General features: G+C 74.7%; 16 protein-coding genes. 10 read left to right on the forward strand and 6 right to left on the reverse strand.

Annotation, left to right across the window (positions count from 1 at the left end):
• The first annotated feature begins 14 nt into the window (after positions 1 to 14).
• The 8 genes from I4I81_RS06870 (at position 15) to I4I81_RS06905 (ending at position 8,976) form a co-directional block, all read left to right on the forward strand.
• The gene (locus tag I4I81_RS06870; RefSeq protein WP_218601769.1) at positions 15 to 1,637 is read left to right on the forward strand and encodes an FAD-dependent monooxygenase; all 1,623 of its coding nucleotides are present in this window, start codon (positions 15 to 17) and stop codon (positions 1,635 to 1,637) included.
• On the forward strand, positions 1,612 to 2,808 hold the full coding sequence (locus tag I4I81_RS06875; protein ID WP_218601768.1) for a homogentisate 1,2-dioxygenase: 1,197 nt from the start codon (positions 1,612 to 1,614) through the stop codon (positions 2,806 to 2,808). Before I4I81_RS06870 ends, I4I81_RS06875 begins: the two co-directional genes overlap by 26 nt.
• Complete coding sequence (fahA, locus tag I4I81_RS06880; protein ID WP_226363798.1) at positions 2,778 to 3,965, forward strand: fumarylacetoacetase; 1,188 nt, start codon at positions 2,778 to 2,780, stop codon at positions 3,963 to 3,965. The genes I4I81_RS06875 and fahA overlap by 31 nt, the downstream gene beginning before the upstream one ends.
• 25 nt (positions 3,966 to 3,990) lie before the next feature.
• Positions 3,991 to 4,815 carry an enoyl-CoA hydratase/isomerase family protein gene (locus I4I81_RS06885; RefSeq protein WP_218601767.1) on the forward strand — a complete coding sequence of 275 codons (825 nt, stop codon included), beginning with the start codon at positions 3,991 to 3,993 and terminating at the stop codon, positions 4,813 to 4,815.
• A 365-nt stretch (positions 4,816 to 5,180) separates the two neighbouring features.
• Positions 5,181 to 5,933: an IclR family transcriptional regulator gene (locus I4I81_RS06890; RefSeq protein WP_218601766.1), complete on the forward strand. Its 753-nt coding sequence runs from the start codon at positions 5,181 to 5,183 to the stop codon at positions 5,931 to 5,933.
• 63 nt (positions 5,934 to 5,996) lie between these two features.
• Complete coding sequence (locus tag I4I81_RS06895) at positions 5,997 to 6,944, forward strand: PDR/VanB family oxidoreductase (protein WP_443690141.1); 948 nt, start codon at positions 5,997 to 5,999, stop codon at positions 6,942 to 6,944.
• Positions 6,945 to 6,952: 8 nt separating this feature from the next.
• Positions 6,953 to 8,143, forward strand: a complete 1,191-nt coding sequence (locus I4I81_RS06900; RefSeq protein ID WP_218601764.1) for a cytochrome P450 — start codon at positions 6,953 to 6,955, stop codon at positions 8,141 to 8,143.
• A 413-nt stretch (positions 8,144 to 8,556) separates the two neighbouring features.
• Positions 8,557 to 8,976 carry a hypothetical protein gene (locus I4I81_RS06905; RefSeq protein ID WP_218601763.1) on the forward strand — a complete coding sequence of 140 codons (420 nt, stop codon included), beginning with the start codon at positions 8,557 to 8,559 and terminating at the stop codon, positions 8,974 to 8,976.
• Positions 8,977 to 9,024: 48 nt separating this feature from the next.
• On the opposite strand, the gene I4I81_RS06910 is transcribed toward I4I81_RS06905, so the two are convergent.
• Both I4I81_RS06910 and I4I81_RS06915 read right to left on the reverse strand, forming a co-directional pair.
• Positions 9,025 to 9,336, reverse strand: a complete 312-nt coding sequence (locus tag I4I81_RS06910) for an alpha/beta fold hydrolase (RefSeq protein WP_218601762.1) — start codon at positions 9,334 to 9,336, stop codon at positions 9,025 to 9,027.
• Positions 9,337 to 9,554: 218 nt separating this feature from the next.
• Positions 9,555 to 10,235, reverse strand: coding sequence for a TetR/AcrR family transcriptional regulator (locus tag I4I81_RS06915; protein WP_218601761.1), 681 nt, complete (start codon positions 10,233 to 10,235; stop codon positions 9,555 to 9,557).
• 227 nt (positions 10,236 to 10,462) lie between these two features.
• Here I4I81_RS06915 and mftD point away from each other — a divergent pair, with 227 nt between their 5' ends.
• The gene (gene mftD, locus I4I81_RS06920; RefSeq protein ID WP_218601760.1) at positions 10,463 to 11,635 is read left to right on the forward strand and encodes a pre-mycofactocin synthase MftD; all 1,173 of its coding nucleotides are present in this window, start codon (positions 10,463 to 10,465) and stop codon (positions 11,633 to 11,635) included.
• Here mftD and I4I81_RS06925 read toward each other — a convergent pair.
• Together I4I81_RS06925 and I4I81_RS06930 are read right to left on the reverse strand one after the other, a co-directional pair.
• Positions 11,613 to 11,909, reverse strand: coding sequence for a nuclear transport factor 2 family protein (locus I4I81_RS06925; protein ID WP_218601759.1), 297 nt, complete (start codon positions 11,907 to 11,909; stop codon positions 11,613 to 11,615). The two genes, mftD and I4I81_RS06925, sit on opposite strands and share 23 nt — an antisense overlap.
• Before the next feature lie 12 nt (positions 11,910 to 11,921).
• The gene (locus I4I81_RS06930; RefSeq protein ID WP_218601758.1) at positions 11,922 to 12,695 is read right to left on the reverse strand and encodes an SDR family oxidoreductase; all 774 of its coding nucleotides are present in this window, start codon (positions 12,693 to 12,695) and stop codon (positions 11,922 to 11,924) included.
• Positions 12,696 to 12,774: 79 nt separating this feature from the next.
• On the opposite strand from I4I81_RS06930, the gene I4I81_RS06935 reads away from it, so the two are divergent.
• A complete protein-coding gene (locus tag I4I81_RS06935; RefSeq protein ID WP_218601757.1) occupies positions 12,775 to 13,560 on the forward strand; it encodes a MerR family transcriptional regulator in 786 nt (261 codons plus the stop codon).
• A gap of 322 nt (positions 13,561 to 13,882) precedes the next feature.
• Here I4I81_RS06935 and I4I81_RS06940 read toward each other — a convergent pair whose 3' ends face one another.
• Both I4I81_RS06940 and I4I81_RS06945 read right to left on the reverse strand, forming a co-directional pair.
• Entirely contained in the window at positions 13,883 to 14,989 is a 1,107-nt protein-coding gene (locus I4I81_RS06940) for a (Fe-S)-binding protein (RefSeq protein ID WP_218601756.1), read from the reverse strand.
• Entirely contained in the window at positions 14,986 to 16,368 is a 1,383-nt protein-coding gene (locus tag I4I81_RS06945; RefSeq protein WP_218601755.1) for an FAD-binding oxidoreductase, read from the reverse strand. The genes I4I81_RS06940 and I4I81_RS06945 overlap by 4 nt, the downstream gene beginning before the upstream one ends.

Here is a 16,368-nt window from a genome sequence, read left to right on the forward strand (position 1 = left end):
CCGGAGCCGAGACGATGCGCCCCTCCTGGCCCCACCCGCCCGTCGCCGTCCTCGGCGCGGGCCCGGTCGGACAGACCACCGCCCTGCTGCTGGCCCGCCGCGGCGTGCCGACCGTCGTGCTCGACCGGCGTGCCCGCCGCGACGCCGTCGGCTCCAAGGCGATCTGCCAGCAGCGCGACGTCCTCGACGTCTGGGAGTCCGTCGGCGTCGGCCGCCGGATCGCCGACGAGGGCGTCACCTGGACGACCGCGCGCACCTTCCACCGCGACGCCGAGCTGTTCAGCTACGCCTTCGCCGAGCCGGGGAGCCCGGCGTTCCCGCCGTTCGTCAACCTCTCCCAGACCCGCACCGAGGAGATCCTCGACGAGGCCATCGCCCGGGAACCGCTCGTGGACCTGCGCTGGGGCCACGACGTCGTCCACGTCGACCAGGACGCCGACGGCGTGACGCTGCGCTGCGCCGGGGGCACCGAGGTCCGGGCGCCCTACCTGGTCGCGTGCGGCGGCGCCCGGAGCGAGGAGCTGCGCGCCCTGCTGGGGGTCGCGTTCGACGGCCACACCTTCGACGACCGGTTCCTCATCTGTGACATCCGCGCCGACCTGCCCGCATGGGCGACCGAGCGCCGGTTCCACTTCGACCCGTCGTGGAACCCCGGGCGGCAGGTGCTGATCCACCCCTGCCCGGACTCGACGTTCCGGATCGACTGGCAGGTCCCCGCCGACTACGACCTCGACGCCGAGGTCGCGTCCGGCGCGCTGGACACGCGGATCCGGCGGATCGTCGGCGACGTCGACTACACGATCGTCTGGAAGTCGGTGTACCGCTTCCACTCCCGCTGCGTCGACCGGATGCGCTGCGGGCGCGTCCTGATCGCGGGGGACGCGGCGCACCTGGTGTCGCCGTTCGGGGCGCGCGGCCTCAACTCCGGCGTCGCCGACGCCGAGAACGCGGCCTGGAAGATCGCCTACGTCGGGCACGGCTGGGCCCCGGACGCGCTGCTGGAGACCTACCACGACGAGCGGCACGCGGCGGCGCGGGAGAACATCGCCGTCACCACCGCGACCATGGACTTCCTCGTGCCCCGGGACGAGCAGCAGGCCCGGCACCGCGCCGACGTGCTCGCCGGGGCCGCGACCGAACCCGCGCTCCGGGCCCGCGTCGACTCGGGCCGGCTGTCGGAGCCCTACTGGTACGTCGACTCGCCGCTCACCACACCGAGTGCCGACCGGCCGTTCACCGGGCGCCCGCCCCGCGGGCAGGTGCCCCCGGCCGGGCCGGGGGTGCTGCTCCCCGACGCCCCGGTCACCGCGCCGGGCGGGCGGATCCGGGCGCTGGCCCGCGACGGGTTCCTGCTGCTCACCGCCGACGCCGTCCCCGGCGCCGCGGAGGAGGCGGTCGGGGCGGGCGGCCCGGTCCGCGTGCTCGCCCTGCCCGACGTCGACCCGGACGGCACGCTCGGGGCGGCGCTGGCCGCGCGGCCGGGGGAGGTGTGGGTCGTCCGCCCGGACGCCCACGTCGCCGCCGTGCTCGTCCACCCGACCGCAGAACAGATCGCCGCGGCGCTGCACCGTGCCGCCGCCCGCACCCCGGCACCGGAGGAGGAGAGCCACGATGGCGCACTACAGGCGAGCCGGTGAGATCCCGCCCAAGCGGCACACCCAGCACCGCACCCCCGAGGGCGGGCTGTACTACGAGGAGCTGATGGGGGAGGAGGGGTTCTCCTCGGACTCCTCGCTGCTCTACCACCGCGGGATCCCCTCGGCGATCGTCGACGCGACCGTGTGGGAGATCGGCGACCTGAGCACCACGCCGAACGCCCCGCTGCTGCCCCGGCACCTCAAGCTGCACGACCTGTTCGACGGACACGAGTGGAAGGCCGCCGACGCGGTGACCGGGCGTCGCCTGGTCCTGGGCAACGCCGATGTCCGGATCTCCTACGTCGTCGCGGGGGAGGCGAGCCCGCTCTACCGCAACGCCGTCGGCGACGAGTGCGTGTACGTGGAGTCGGGCACCGCGGTCGTCGAGACGGTCTTCGGCTCCCTGGACGCGCGGCAGGGCGACTACGTGGTCCTGCCGCGCGCCACCACCCACCGCTGGGTGCCGACGGGGAGCGAGCCGCTGCGGCTCTACGCGATCGAGGCCAACTCGCACATCGCCCCGCCGAAGCGGTACCTCTCGCGCTACGGGCAGCTCCTCGAGCACGCCCCGTACTGCGAGCGCGACCTGCACGGGCCGGTCGGGCCGCTGCTCGTCGACGGGATCGACGTGGAGGTGCTGGTCAAGCACCGCGGCAGCACGGGGATCACCGGCACCCGCTACGTCGTGCCGACCCACCCGTTCGATGTCGTCGGCTGGGACGGGTGCCTGTACCCGTACACGTTCAACATCGGCGACTTCGAGCCGATCACCGGCCGGGTGCACCAGCCCCCGCCCGCGCACCAGGTCTTCGAGGCGGGCAACTTCGTGATCTGCAACTTCGTGCCCCGCAAGGTCGACTACCACCCGCTGTCGATCCCGGTGCCGTACTACCACGCCAACGTCGACTCCGACGAGATCATGTTCTACTGCGGCGGCGACTACGAGGCGCGCAAGGGATCCGGGATCGGGCAGGGCTCGATCAGCGTGCACCCCGGTGGGCACAGCCACGGCCCGCAGCCCGGGGCCACGGAGCGCTCGATCGGCGCGGAGCACTTCGACGAGCTCGCCGTCATGGTCGACACGTTCCGCCCGTTGGAGCTGGGCGAGGGCGGCCGGGCCGTCGACGACGGGACCTACGCGTGGAGCTGGTCCGGGCGGGGGCCCGCGTGATCCCGGCTTCCGAGGGGTTCGGGCTCGACAACCTGCCCTACGGCGTCTACTCGGTCGGGTCCGCGGCGCCGCGCGTCGGGGTCCGGCTGGGGAACGAGGTCGTCGACGTCGCCGCCGTGCTGGACGACGAGGTGTTCGCCGCGGTCTCGCTCAACCCGTTCCTCGCCCAGGGCCCCGCGCGCTGGGCGCAGGTCCGGGCCCGGCTCACCGAGGTCCTCGCCGGGGACGTCCCCGCGTCGGTGCGGCACCCGGTGGGTTCCGTCGCGCTGCACCTGCCGTTCGAGGTGGCCGACTACGTCGACTTCTACGCCTCCGAGCACCACGCGGCGAACCTCGGACGCCTGTTCCGGCCCGACTCCGAGCCGCTCATGCCGAACTGGAAGCACCTGCCGGTCGGCTACCACGGGCGCGCGGGCACGGTCGTCGTCTCGGGGACGGAGATCGTCCGGCCGTCGGGGCAGCGCAAGGCGCCCGCCGACGACGCGCCGACCTACGGCCCGAGCAGCCGGCTCGACATCGAGGCCGAGCTCGGGTTCGTCGTCGGGGCCGGGTCCCGGCTGGGGGAGCGGATCGGCGTCGACGCGTTCGCCGACCACGTCTTCGGCGCGGTCCTGGTCAACGACTGGTCCGCGCGCGACCTGCAGGCCTGGGAGTACGTGCCGCTCGGCCCGCACCTGGGCAAGAGCTTCGCGACGTCGGTCTCGCCGTGGGTGGTGCCGCTCGCGGCGCTGCAGGCCGCGCGGGTCCCGCTGCCGGGGCAGGACCCGGAGCCGCTGCCGTACCTGCGCGGCCGCGAGCCGTGGGGGCTCGACGTCGAGATGGTGGTGGAGTGGAACGGCGAGGAGGTCTCGCGGCCGCCGTACCGCGAGATGTACTGGTCCCCGGCGCAGATGCTCGCCCACCTGACGGTCAACGGCGCCTCCGCGCGCACCGGCGACCTGTTCGCCTCCGGCACCGTCTCCGGTCCGCAGCGGCGTCAGCGCGGCGCGTTCATCGAGCTGACCTGGGGTGGTCGGGAGCCCGTCACCGTGGCGGGGCAGGAGCGCACGTTCCTGCTCGACGGCGACGAGGTGACGATCTCCGCGACCGCGCCGGGGGCAGGCGGGAGCCGGATCTCGTTCGGGTCGGTGACCGGGACGGTCCGGCCCGCGAGCTGAGGGCGCGTCGGGGAGGATCCGGGGCATGAGCACTCCCGACGCCGCCCCGGTCCGGATCGAGCGCGACGGCGACCTCGCCGTCGTCGTCCTGGACCGGCCACCGCTGAACCTGTTCGACGAGCGCGTGTTCGCGGGGTTCGAGGACGCCGTCGCGGAACTGGTCGCGCTGACCGCCCCGGGCCGGCCCGACCGGGCCCGCGGCGTGCTGGTCGAGGCGCGCGGGAAGGTCGTCTCGGCCGGGGTCCAGGTGCAGGCGTTCGGGGAGATCGCCGAGGGCCCCGACCCGGTCGGGCAGGGCACCGCGCTGTGGGCCCGGCTGATCCGGGTCGCGCAGACGATCGAGGAGCTGCCCGTCCCGACCGTCTTCGCCGCGCACGGGCTGACCCTGACCGCGGCCTTCGAGATCGCGTTGGCCTGCGACCTGCTGCTCGCCGCGGAGAAGGCGTCGTTCGGGCTGGTCGAGATCGTCGTCGGGCTCACCCCGTCGATGGGCGGGCCGCAGCGCCTCGCCGAGCGGGCGGGCCCCGCCCGGGCGAAGGAGCTGGTGTTCACCGGCGAGCGCTACCCGGCCGCGGTGCTGCGGGAGTGGGGCGTGGTGAACCGGGTGCTTCCCGACGACGGCTTCGCCGCAGCCGCCCGGGAGTTCGCGCAGCGCATCACGGCCGGCCCCACGGTGGCGCACGCGGCCACGAAGACGCTGGTCACCACCGCGGTGCGCGACGGGGTGCGCGCGGCCGACGCGGTGCTGCCCGGGGTGTCGGGCCCGCTGTTCGGCACCGAGGACCTGCGGGGTGCGGTGGCGTCCTTCCTGGCCGACGGGCCGGGTTGGGCGACCTATCAGGGCCGCTGACGGGGACCCGTCGGCGTGAAATCCAGAGTAGTTCGTTTCAGTCAGTGATCGGCGACTTTCCTTTCGTCGGGTTCCTGTCGTGCCTGGTCGGGAGCACGACAGCTCCGCGGTGGTCCGGTGCGGTCGGGTCACCGGGGTCGACGCGACCGCCCGGGAGCGGCGGGGCCGGGCCGCCCGGCCCGGCCCGTCGTCGAGGGCAGCGGGTGGCGCGCACGGGACGCGATCGGCCCGCTCCGCGGAGAGGTGAGCGGATCGATGCACACGGACAGTGCGGTCGTCCGCGGCGAATCACCGGTTCGGAGCAACGCCGCCGGGCGGCTCGTCCCGTCCGCCAGGACCATCGGAGGTGCGGGACACTCGGCCCCGTGCCTCGGACCGGTTACGGCGAGTCGGTGCTCACCCGCGCCGTCCGGATCCTCGACGCCTTCGGCCCGGACGACCGCACGCTGCGGGTCTCCGACATCGCCGCCCGGTCGGGGCTGCACCTGGCCACGGCGTCGCGGCTCGTCGCCGAGCTCGTCGAGCACGGGCTGCTGGCCCGGGACCCGGACCGGCGGGTCCGTGTCGGCGTCCGGCTGTGGGAGCTGGCGATGCGCGCGTCGCCGACGCTGTCACTGCGCGACGCGGCGATGCCGTTCCTGGAGGACCTGCACGCCGTCGTCGGGCACCACGTCCAGCTCGGGGTCCGTGACGGCAGCGAGGTCCTGTTCGTCGAGCGGCTCAGCGCGCCCGGCTCGGTGGTCAACTACACCCGGATCGCGGGCCGGCTTCCGCTGCACGCGTCGTCGTCGGGACTGGTGCTGCTCGCCCATGCGCCGCACGACGTGCAGGAATCGGTGCTGGCCCTGCCGCTGCGCCGCTACACCGCGCAGACGATCACCACCGCGGACCGGCTGCGCCGCACGCTCGCCGACGTCCGCCGCGACGGGTTCGTCCTGTGCCCGGGCCACATCCACGACGACGCGCTCGGCGTCGCCGTCCCCGTCGCCGACGGGTCGCGGCGGGTCGTCGCGGCGATCGCGGCCGTCGTGCCCGACGACGACTCCGGGCGGGCCGTGGTGCCGGTGCTGCGGGCCGCCGCCCGAGGGATCTCGCGGAGCCTGCCTCTCACTGAGTGAGAGCCGCCCCCGCGGGGGCAGCCGGGCACGCGATCCTCGACCTCCATCGATGCGGAGGTGCTCGTGACGGATCCTGGTGACGCGCTCCGCGTGACGGCCAAGGACGTCGTCGCCGACGGCGTGGTCGTCCTGACCCTCGCCCACCCGAGCGGTGCGCGGCTGGCGGACTGGACGCCGGGTGCCCACGTCGACCTCCACCTGCCCGAGGGCACGACGCGGCAGTACTCGCTGTGCGGCGACCGGTTCGACGCCCACACCTACCGCGTCGGGGTGCTCCGCGAACCGGCCGGGCGCGGCGGGTCCGCGTACGTGCACGACGTGCTCGCGGTCGGCGACACCGTCGGCGTCGGCGGCCCGCGCAACCACTTCCCGCTGGTGCCCTCGGAGCGCTACCTGTTCGTCGCGGGCGGCATCGGGATCACGCCGCTGCTGCCGATGGTCCGCCAGGCCGACCTGCTCGGCGCGGACTGGACGCTGGTCTACGGCGGGCGGCGCCGCGGGTCGATGGCGTTCCTCGACGAGCTGCAGTCCCACGGCGACCGGGTGCACGTGCTCCCCGAGGACCGCCACGGCCGCCTCGACCTGCCGCGCTGGCTGGGGGAGCCGTGCGACGGCGTCGCAATCTACTGCTGCGGCCCCGGCCCGCTGCTCGACGCGGTGGAGTCGGCCTGCGCCGGGTGGCCGGAGCACGCGCTGCGCACCGAGCGGTTCGTCGCGCGGGAGCAGGGCGCGCCCGTCCGCGACCGGCCGTTCGACGTCGTACTGGCCCGCACCGGCGCCACCGTGACGGTCGGGCCGGACCGGACCGTCCTCGACGCGGTGCGCGACGCCGGGGTCGACGTCCTGTCGTCGTGCCGCCAGGGCACGTGCGGCACCTGCGAGACCGACGTGCTGGAGGGGACACCCGACCACCGCGACTCGCTGCTGGGCGACGACGAGCGGGCGGCGAACGACTGCATGTTCCCGTGCGTCTCGCGCTCGTGCTCCGACCGACTCGTGCTCGACCTGTAGGAGATCCCGTGACCGCCACCCTGCTCCCGACCAGCGACGCCGACCCGTTCGGCCCCGAGATCCTCGAGGACCCGCTGCCGTTCCACGCCGACCTGCGCGACGCGGGCCCGGTCGTGCACCTGAGCCGTTACGACGTCTACGCGATGGGCCGCTACGAGCACGTCCACGCGGCGCTGCGCGACTGGCAGGGTTTCCAGTCCGGCGCGGGCGTCGGACTGTCGAACTTCCGCACCGAGCCGCCGTGGCGCCCGCCGAGCCTGCTGCTGGAGTCCGACCCGCCCCGGCACGACGCCCCGCGCCGCGTGCTGGCCGGGATCCTCGCGCCGCGCGAGCTGCGCCGGCTCCGCGAGGGGTGGAGCGCCGTCGCCGACGAGCTCGTCGACGCCCTGCTCGCCGCCGGCGACGAGTTCGACGCCGTGCCCGCGCTCGCCGAGGCGTTCCCGCTGCGGGTGTTCCCGGACGCCGTCGGCATCCCCGCCGAGGGTCGGGAGAACCTGCTGCCCTACGGCGACTTCCTGTTCAACGCGTTCGGCCCGCACAACGACCTCGTCGCCGCCGCCGCGCACCGGGCGCCCGAGCTGGGGGCGTGGGTGAACGCGCGGTGCGCGCGCGACGTGCTCGCCCCCGACGGCTTCGGCGCCCGGATCTGGGCCGCCGCCGACCGCGGCGAGATCACCGCGGAGCAGGCGCCGCTCGTCGTGCGTTCCCTGCTCTCCGCGGGCGTCGACACCACGGTGCAGGCCCTGGCCACCGTCCTGCACGCCCTCGCCACGCACCCCGAGCAGTGGCGGCGCCTGCGCGCCGCACCGCAGCTGGCCCGCGTGGCGTTCGACGAGGCGATCCGCTGGGGCTCGCCGGTGCAGACGTTCTTCCGCACCGCCACCACCGACGTCCGCGTCGGTGACACGGTGGTCCCGGACGGGAGGAAGATCCTCATGTTCCTGGCCTCGGCCAACCACGACCCCCGCCGCTGGACCGACCCCGGCGCCTTCGACCTCTCCCGCGACCCGTCCGGGCATCTCGGCTTCGGGTTCGGCATCCACCAGTGCGTCGGGCAGCACGTCGCTCGGCTGGAGGCGGAGTGCCTGCTGACGGCGCTGGCCCGCCGCGTCGAGACGATCGAGATCGCGGGCCCGACCCGGCGCCACCACAACAACACGATGCGGGCGTGGGGGTCGCTGCCGATGCGGGTCGGTTGACCGCGTCGCCGCTGCCGGGCGGTCCGCGGACGACGCCCGCCCGTCACCCGGCGGGTCACCGCGCGGGGGAGTCGGGCGACCACCCCCGTCATCGCGGCGGTGGTGCGACCGGGGCGGTGCACCGTGCTGCCGGCACCCCACGCGCGCAGCCCGGAGGCGACGACGCCCACGGCCGTCATCGGCCCGGGGGCGGTGGTGAGGAGGTCGCCGGCCATCGCCCGGACCCGGTGCCGTGCAGCTCGGTGGCGGGGGCCTCGGCGTAGGGCCGCAGGAAGGCCTTGGTCGCGCCGTACGCGGCCCGGCTCCGCGGCGAACGCCCGGGAACTTTCTCAGGGGTGCTGTAACACCGGCGGCCCGTGCGGCGTCCTCTTCCATGACAGCCCACCGCAGCACGCCCCGCCCTGGAGGATCCGATGTCCGAGAGCTTCGTCCCCGAGCCCACCCCCGAGCCCGACCTGCCCGGCACCGAGGCCGGCGCCTCGACGCAGGAGTACGTCGACCTCGACGGCGACGGCTACACCGAGACCACCCAGATCGACTCCAACGGCGACGGCGAGATCGACGCCGTCCTGACCGACGTCGACGGCGACTTCTACGACGACGTCGCGGCGTTCGACAACACCCCGGGCGACGGCGAGTTCGTCGCCGACGTGGTCGCGGTGGCGGCCGACGGCGACGGCCTGGCCGACGTCATCTTCGACGACACGAACCTCGACGGCGTGTTCGACGCGGTCACCCCGGGCAACGGCGAGCCGCTGCCCTACGCCAACCCGTACGAGACCTCCGCGGGCGTCGCGCCGCTGGAGACCCCGTTCACCGAGCAGTCCTCCTGACCCGACCGGTTCGGGCGGTCCCGCGACGGGGCCGCCCGTTCCCGCGTGTCACCCCGGAAGGAACCGCGCCACGAGGTCGGTGAACTCCGCGGCCCGCTCGATCCGGGTCCAGTGCCCGCAGCGGGCGAAGACGTGCAGGTCGGCGTCGGGGAGCAGGCGCGACATCGTCCACGACGCCTCCCGCTGCACGACGCCCGCGCCGCCGTCGTCGAGCTCGACCGCAGCCGCGCCGCGGGCCTGCTCGGGATCGAGATCGGCACGCGGGTGGGGGAGCGCGACCCGCAGGCCGGCGGAGATCATCGGTAGGGCCGCGGGCAGCACGACCCGGCGGGCGATGTCGACGCGGGACAGCCCGAGCATGCGGGCGGCGTCGACCCGCTCCGGACCAGCACGGTGCAGGCGCCGCACTCGCCACGCCCGCAGGCGATCTTGGTGGCGGTCAGCCGAGGTCACCGCGCAGGACGTCGGCGAGGGACCGCAGCCCGGGGGCGTCGACCTCGACCGGGGAACCGTTGACGACCAGCGTGTGCATGTCCGTACTTCGTACGACCGCGTTGCCGCGGGTCAGGGGGCCCCGCTCAGGCGGGCAGCCCGCGCACGACCGACTCGATGAACGCGTCCACGCCCGCCCGGTACTGCTCGTCGCTCGGCAGGTCGACGAGGTGATCGGCCAGGGCCACCATCTGCGGGAAGTCGTCCCGCGGGAGCCCGGCGTAGAAGTGGCTGCGCTGGCGGCGGACCTCCGCGGCCTCCTCGACGTCCTGGCGCCCCCACGGCCGCGGCGTCTGGTAGCTGACGAAGCCGATGGCGTAGGTGATGAGGAAGCCGTAGCAGCGCACGGAGGTGGGGCCGGGGACCCCGGCGGCGACGAGGTGGGCGAGCACCGACTCCATCGCCCCGCGCAGCGCGGTGCGGCTGTTGGTGATCCGGGTGGCGAGCAGTCGCACGACGCTGGGGTGCTCACGCATCATCGCGAGGAACGCGTCGGCCACCGACCGCAGCGCCTCGTCGGGGCCGGCGGCGGGCTCGGCGGGGAGCCGCATCCTGCCCAGCACGTGGTCGGCCATCGCATCGAGGATCTCGCCCTTGCTGCGGAAGTAGCTGTAGAGCGTCATCGTGCCGACGCCGAGCTCGGCGGCGAGGCGCCGGACGGTGAGCCGGTCCAGGTCGGACTCGGCGTCGGAGATGAGCAGGGCGGCGTCGATGATCCGCTCCGGGGTCAGGGGGTCGTGTCCCCCGGCCCTCCGACCGCGCGCCATCGTGTCTCCTCGTCCGGTTCCGGACGGGCTGGGTACACCGTCCAGTACGTTGTACGGGACAGTGCACGAGACTGCGGGCCTGGTCAAGGGGGCAGTGCTCCCTGACCGGTCGGAGGGGTTGTGCCGGCATCGCCGGGCCATATCTCGCCCTTGTGGCACCGGATGCCATATCGTCGCCCGGGTCGTCGGCACAGAGGCGGGCGACGGTCCCAGGAGGAGGAGCGCCCATGCCCGGTGGATGGTTCGAGACGGTTGCCGAGGCGCAGCGGCGCGCGAAGAAGCGGCTGCCGAAGTCGGTCTACATGGCGCTGGTGGCCGGCTCCGAGCGCGGCCTGACCGTCGACGACAACACCGCGGCGTTCGGCGAGCTCGGGTTCGCCCCGCACGTCGCCGGCCTGTCCGGCAAGCGCGAGCTGGGCACCACGGTCATGGGCCAGCCCGCGTCGATGCCGGTCCTCATCTCGCCGACCGGCGTGCAGGCCGTCCACCCCGACGGCGAGGTCGCGGTGGCCCGCGCCGCCGCCGCCCGCGGCATCCCGATGGGGCTGAGCTCGTTCGCGAGCAAGTCGATCGAGGAGGTGGCCGCGGCCAGCCCGCAGACGTTCTTCCAGATGTACTGGGTCGGCTCGCGCGACGTGCTGGTGCAGCGCATGGAGCGCGCCCGCGCCGCCGGGGCGGTCGGCCTGATCATGACGCTGGACTGGTCGTTCTCCAACGGCCGCGACTGGGGCAGCCCGGCGATCCCGGAGAAGGTCGACCTCAAGGCGGCCCTGAAGTTCGGCCCGGAGGTCGCGCTGCGCCTGCCCTGGCTGCTCGACTTCGCGAAGTCCGGCAAGATCCCGGACCTCACGACCCCCAACCTCACCCCGCCCGGTGGCACCGCGCCCACCTTCTTCGGCGCGTACGGCGAGTGGATGGGCACCCCGCTGCCCACGTGGGAGGACGTCGCCTGGCTGCGCGAGCAGTGGGGCGGGCCGTTCATGCTCAAGGGCGTCATGCGCGTCGACGACGCCAGGCGCGCGGTCGACGCCGGGGTCTCCGCGATCTCGGTGTCCAACCACGGCGGCAACAACCTCGACGGCACCCCTGCGTCGATCCGGGCCCTGCCCGCGATCGCCGAGGCCGTGGGCAGCGAGATCGAGGTGCTGCTCGACGGCGGCATCCGCCGCGGCAGTGACGTCGTCAAGGCGCTCGCCCTGGGTGCGAAGGCCGTGCTGATCGGCCGCGCCTACCTGTGGGGTCTCGCCGCGAACGGCCAGGCCGGCGTGGAGAACGTGCTCGATATCCTGCGCGGCGGCATCGACTCCGCGGTCCTCGGGCTCGGCCACGACTCCGTTCTCGACCTCGGCCCGTCCGACGTCGTCGTCCCCGACGGGTTCACCCGCACGCTGGGGGTGTAGGCGGCGCGATGCGCAGCGCGGAGATCCGGCCGTCCGCGGCGTAGGTGAAACGGAACTCCAGCGTCACGGGGCTGCCGGGGAACTCCCCGGCGACCTCGGCGACGGCGACGGCGCTGCGCACCGCGTGGGTCACGGGCGGCACCGCGGCGTGCCAGGCGCGGATGGCGTCGGGGCCGCGGTGCTCGCGTTCCTCGTCGGCCACCACGGCGTCCTCGGTGAACTGGGCGACGAACGCGTCGTCGTCGGGGCCGGTGGACAGGGTGAAGTACTCCACGGTCGATCTCCTTCAGAGGGTGGGGACGGTTCCGCCGTCGATGACGTGCTCCGCGCCGTGGACGGATCCGGCGCGGTCGGAGACGAGGAAGGCCACCAGCTCGGCGACCTCCTCGGGATGTGCGGGGCGCCCGATCGGGATCCCGCCGAGTGAGTCCATGAGCTTCTGCAGCGCGGCGTCGCGGGACGTGCCGTCCGCTTCGGCGATGCGGGCGAGCAGCTCGTCGGCGCTGCCCGTGCGGATGAAGCCCGGGGCGACGGAGTTGACCCGGACGCCCCGGGGGCCGACCTCGTTCGCCAGGCCCTTGCTGTAGGTCGCCAGCGCGGCCTTCGCCGCGGCGTAGGCGAGGGTGGCGTCGTGCAGCGGCAGGCGCCGCTGGATCGAGGTGACGTGGACGACGGCGCCGCGTCCGTGCGCGATCATCGCGGGGAGCAGGCCGCGGTCGAGCCGGACCGCGGGCAGCAGGTTCACGGACAGCTCGGCGGCCCAGTGGTCGTCGGTGAGGGCGGCGAACCCGCCCGCCGGGGCTCCGGAGCCGCCGACGACGTGCACGAGGATCTCCACCTCACCGACGGCGTCGACGATGCGGCGGACGCCATCGGATCTGCTCACGTCGGCGACGACGAACGCGTCGGCGGGTCCCGGGTCGTCGGCGGGGCGGGAGCGGGCCGCGGTCCAGACGGTGGCGCCCGCCTCCCGTAGCCGGCGCACGACCGCGGCACCCGTGCCCCGGCTCCCTCCCGAGACGAACGCGCGGCGGCCGGTCAGGTCCTCGGTGATGGTCATGGCAGGAGCGTCGGCGGTGCCGACGGGGGAGGGTCAAGCGCTGGACCTTCCCCCGGGGGGCAGGGTGCACGCTGGTGCGGTGCTGACGATCGGTGACTTCGCCCGGCTCACCCACCTGAGCCGCAAGACGCTGCGGAACTACCACGAGGCGGGCCTGCTCGAGCCCGACCGCGTCGACCCGTCGACGGGGTACCGCTACTACTCGCTCGCGCAGGTCCCGACCGCGCAGGTGATCCGCCGGTTCCGCGACCTGGGTATGCCCGTCGCCGACGTCCGCTCGGTACTGCTCGCGGACCTCGACGAGCGCGCGGGGATCGTCGCGGCGCACCTGGCGCGGCTCGAGGAGCAGCTCGCCGCGACCCAGTCGGCCGTCACGTCGCTGCGGCGGCTGCTGGCGCCGGCGCCGCTGCGGGTGGAGCTGAGGTCCGTGCCCGCGCAGGTCGTCGCGGGCATCGGGGACGACGTCGACCTGCCCGGCGTCCTGGCCTGGTACGCCGGGGCGATGGCGGAGCTGCGGAGCGCCGGGCTGGTGGAGACCGGCCCGCCCGGGGCCCGGTTCGACCGAGCGCTGTTCTCCGACGACCGCGGGCACGTGCTCGCCCACGTCGCCGTCGACGACCCGCCGAGCGCCGGGCGGGTGCGCCCGGTCGAGCTGCCCGCGGTGGAGCTGGCGGTCGCGGTGCACCTCGGCCCGCACGACGACATCGACGTGACCTACGGAGAGCTCGGGGTGTGGGTCGAGGAGCAGGCCGTCGGGCTGGCGGGCCCGGTTCAGGAGACCTACCTCGTCGGGCCGTCCGACACCCCGGACCCGACCCGCTGGCGCACCGAGATCGGCCTCCCCGTCTTCGGCACCGCCGGCTGAGCCTGGTGCGGCTCCCCGCGACGGGGCATGCTCGGTGGATGGGCAGGTTCCGGGCGGTGTCGCACGTCGAGGTGGCGGGTCGTCGGGTCCGCGCGTCGGCGACGGTCGCGGTGAGCGTGACGGTCGAGGACGCCGAGCCCCGGCGCAGGCCGGCCGCGCGCGGTGGGGTGCCGGCCGGGCTGCAGGACCCGACCGTGCGATGGGACGTGCTGCCCGGGCGGATCCTGCCCGAGGAGTGGAGCACCGGTCAGGCCGACGCCGAGGTGCCCGGGTCGCTGTTCGCGCGCCCGCGAGTCGCTGTCGTCGGCCGGCTGGGCCGGCCTCATCCCGCCCGGAACGCCCGGAACGCCCGGCGCCGCGGCCGGGGCAGGGCCTGGCCGCCCGCGGCGTCGGCGAGCAGGTCGGCGAGGTGCACCGCGCGGACGCGGCTGCGGCGCCGACGCAGCCCGGTGTCGAGCTGGCGCAGGCAGCCCGGGTTGACCGCCACGACGTAGTCGACGCCCGCCGCCTCGACGGCGTCGAGCTTCGGGTCGAGGATCCGGCGGCTGTCGCGGGGCCGCAGCATCGAGTAGGTGCCCGCCGCACCGCAGCAGGACGCCTCGCCGGGCACCGCGACGAGATCCGCGACGGCGGAGATCAGGGCCCGGGGCTGCGCGGAGACGCCGAGGCCGTTGCGCAGGTGGCAGGAGTCCTGCAGGGCGACCCGCGCGCGGCGGCCGTCGACCCGCACCTCGCCCGTCGGCGTCACCCCGGTGGCGACGAGGTGCTCGCTGAGCTCCTGCACCCGGTCGCGGCCGAGCACCGAGGCGAGGTGCGCGGCACAGCCCCCGGAGGTCGTGACGACGACGCCGGGAAGCTGCTCGCCGAGCCGCCGCGCCATCTCCTCGCCCTCGTGCGACTGCCCGTTGTGGGCGTGCAGGGCCCCGCAGCAGCCCTGGTCGGCGGGTACTGCGAGACCCGGGAGCAGACGCCGCGCGGCCCGGCTGACCCCGGGGAACAGGCCGCGCTCGAAGCACCCGAGCATCAGCGAGGTCGCCGCCGTGGCGGGTCCGCGGGCCGGGCGGCGGACCAGACCCATCAGGCGCAGCAGTGACGTGCGGGCCGCGGCCGTCATCAGCGCCCACGCGATCACGGGCCGGTTGCGCCCCGTCCACTGCAGGTCGCGCCAGGTCTCCAGCAGTTGCCCGTACTGGACGCCCGCCGGGCAGACCGGTTCGCACGCCCGGCAGCCGAGGCAGAACGACGCCTCCTCCTTCACCCGCGGGTCGTCGACGTCGAGGACGCCGGTGTCGAGCGCGCGCATGAGGTTGATCCGGCCGCGGGGGGACGAACCCTCGTCACCGGTGAGGGCGTAGGTCGGGCAGGTGGGGAGGCAGAAGCCGCAGGAGATGCAGCGGTCGAGCAGCTCGGGATCGAAGAGGTTGGTCACGAGCCGAGCTTCCCGGGGTTGAGGATGCCCGCCGGGTCGAACGCGGCCTTGATCCGCCGCAACAGGGCCATCTGGTCGGCACCGAGCCGGGCCTGCAGGTACGGCAGCTTCGCCGCGCCCACCCCGTGCTCGCCGGTGATGGTGCCCTCCAGCTCGATCGCGGTGGCGAAGATGTCGCCGAACGCCTTGTGCGCGCGGTCGGCCGCGGCGTCGTCGTGCCGGTCGACCACGCAGGTCGGGTGCAGGTTGCCGTCGCCCGCGTGGCCGAACGTGGCGATGCTGACGTCGTAGCGCCCGGCGATCTCGTCGATGCGCCCGACCATCTCGGCGAGCCGGGGCCGGGGGACCGTCGCGTCCTCCAGGATCGTCAGCGTGCCCAGGCGCGACAGCGCGGGCAGCGCACAGCGGCGGGCGGCGAGCAGGGCTTCCGACCGGGCGACGTCGGGGGCGAGCGTCACCTCCAGTGCGGAGTGCCGGGTGCTCAGCTCGCCGATGCGGTCGAGCGACCGGGACACCGCGTCGGCGTGGCCGTCGTCGCCGAACAGCAGCAGCGCCCCGGCGTCGCGGCGCAGCCCGAGGTGGGCGTAGTCCTCCACGGCGCCGATGCACTTGGCGTCGAGGAACTCCAGCGTGGCGGGCACGATCCCGTCGGCGATGACCGCGGTGACGGCACGACCCGCGTCGGCGAGCGAGGGGAAGTAGGCGACGCCGGTGTTGGTGGTGGCCGGCATCGGCAGGAGCGCGACGGTGATCTCCGTCAGCACACCCAGCGTGCCCTCGGAGCCGGTGAGCAGCCGCGTCAGGTCATAGCCCGCGACGTCCTTCCACAACCGCCCGCCGGTGCGGATGATCTCGCCCGTCGGGAGGACCGCGGTGGCGCCGAGGACGTAGTTGCGGGTGACGCCGTACTTGAGCCCGCGCAGCCCGCCCGCGCAGGTGGCGACGTTGCCGCCGACCGTCGACACCGTCCGGGATCCCGGGTCGGGGGCGTAGAGCAGGCCCTTCGCCGCGGCGGCCTCGGCGAGCGCGGCCGTGGTGACCCCGGCCTCGACGCGCGCGAGCAGCTCGTCGGCGTCGACCTCCAGGATCGTGGTCATCCGCGTCAGCACCAGGACGATCCCGCCGCGGTCGGCGAGCGTGCCCGCCGACAGGTTCGACCCGGCCCCGCGCGGGATCACCGGGACGCCGCGGCGCGTGGCCAGTCGCAGGATCGCGGCGACCTCCTCGGCGGTGCGCGGCCACACGACGGCGTCGGGCACGCCACGGAACAGCGGTGTGGCGTCGCGGGCATAGGGCTCGAGGTCGCCCTTCGTCGTCCGGACGTGGTCGGAGCCGACGATCGCCTGCAGCTCGACGATCACGTCCTGCCCGAGACTCAT

The organism is Pseudonocardia abyssalis, from assembly GCF_019263705.2.
Lineage (GTDB): Bacteria > Actinomycetota > Actinomycetes > Mycobacteriales > Pseudonocardiaceae > Pseudonocardia > Pseudonocardia abyssalis.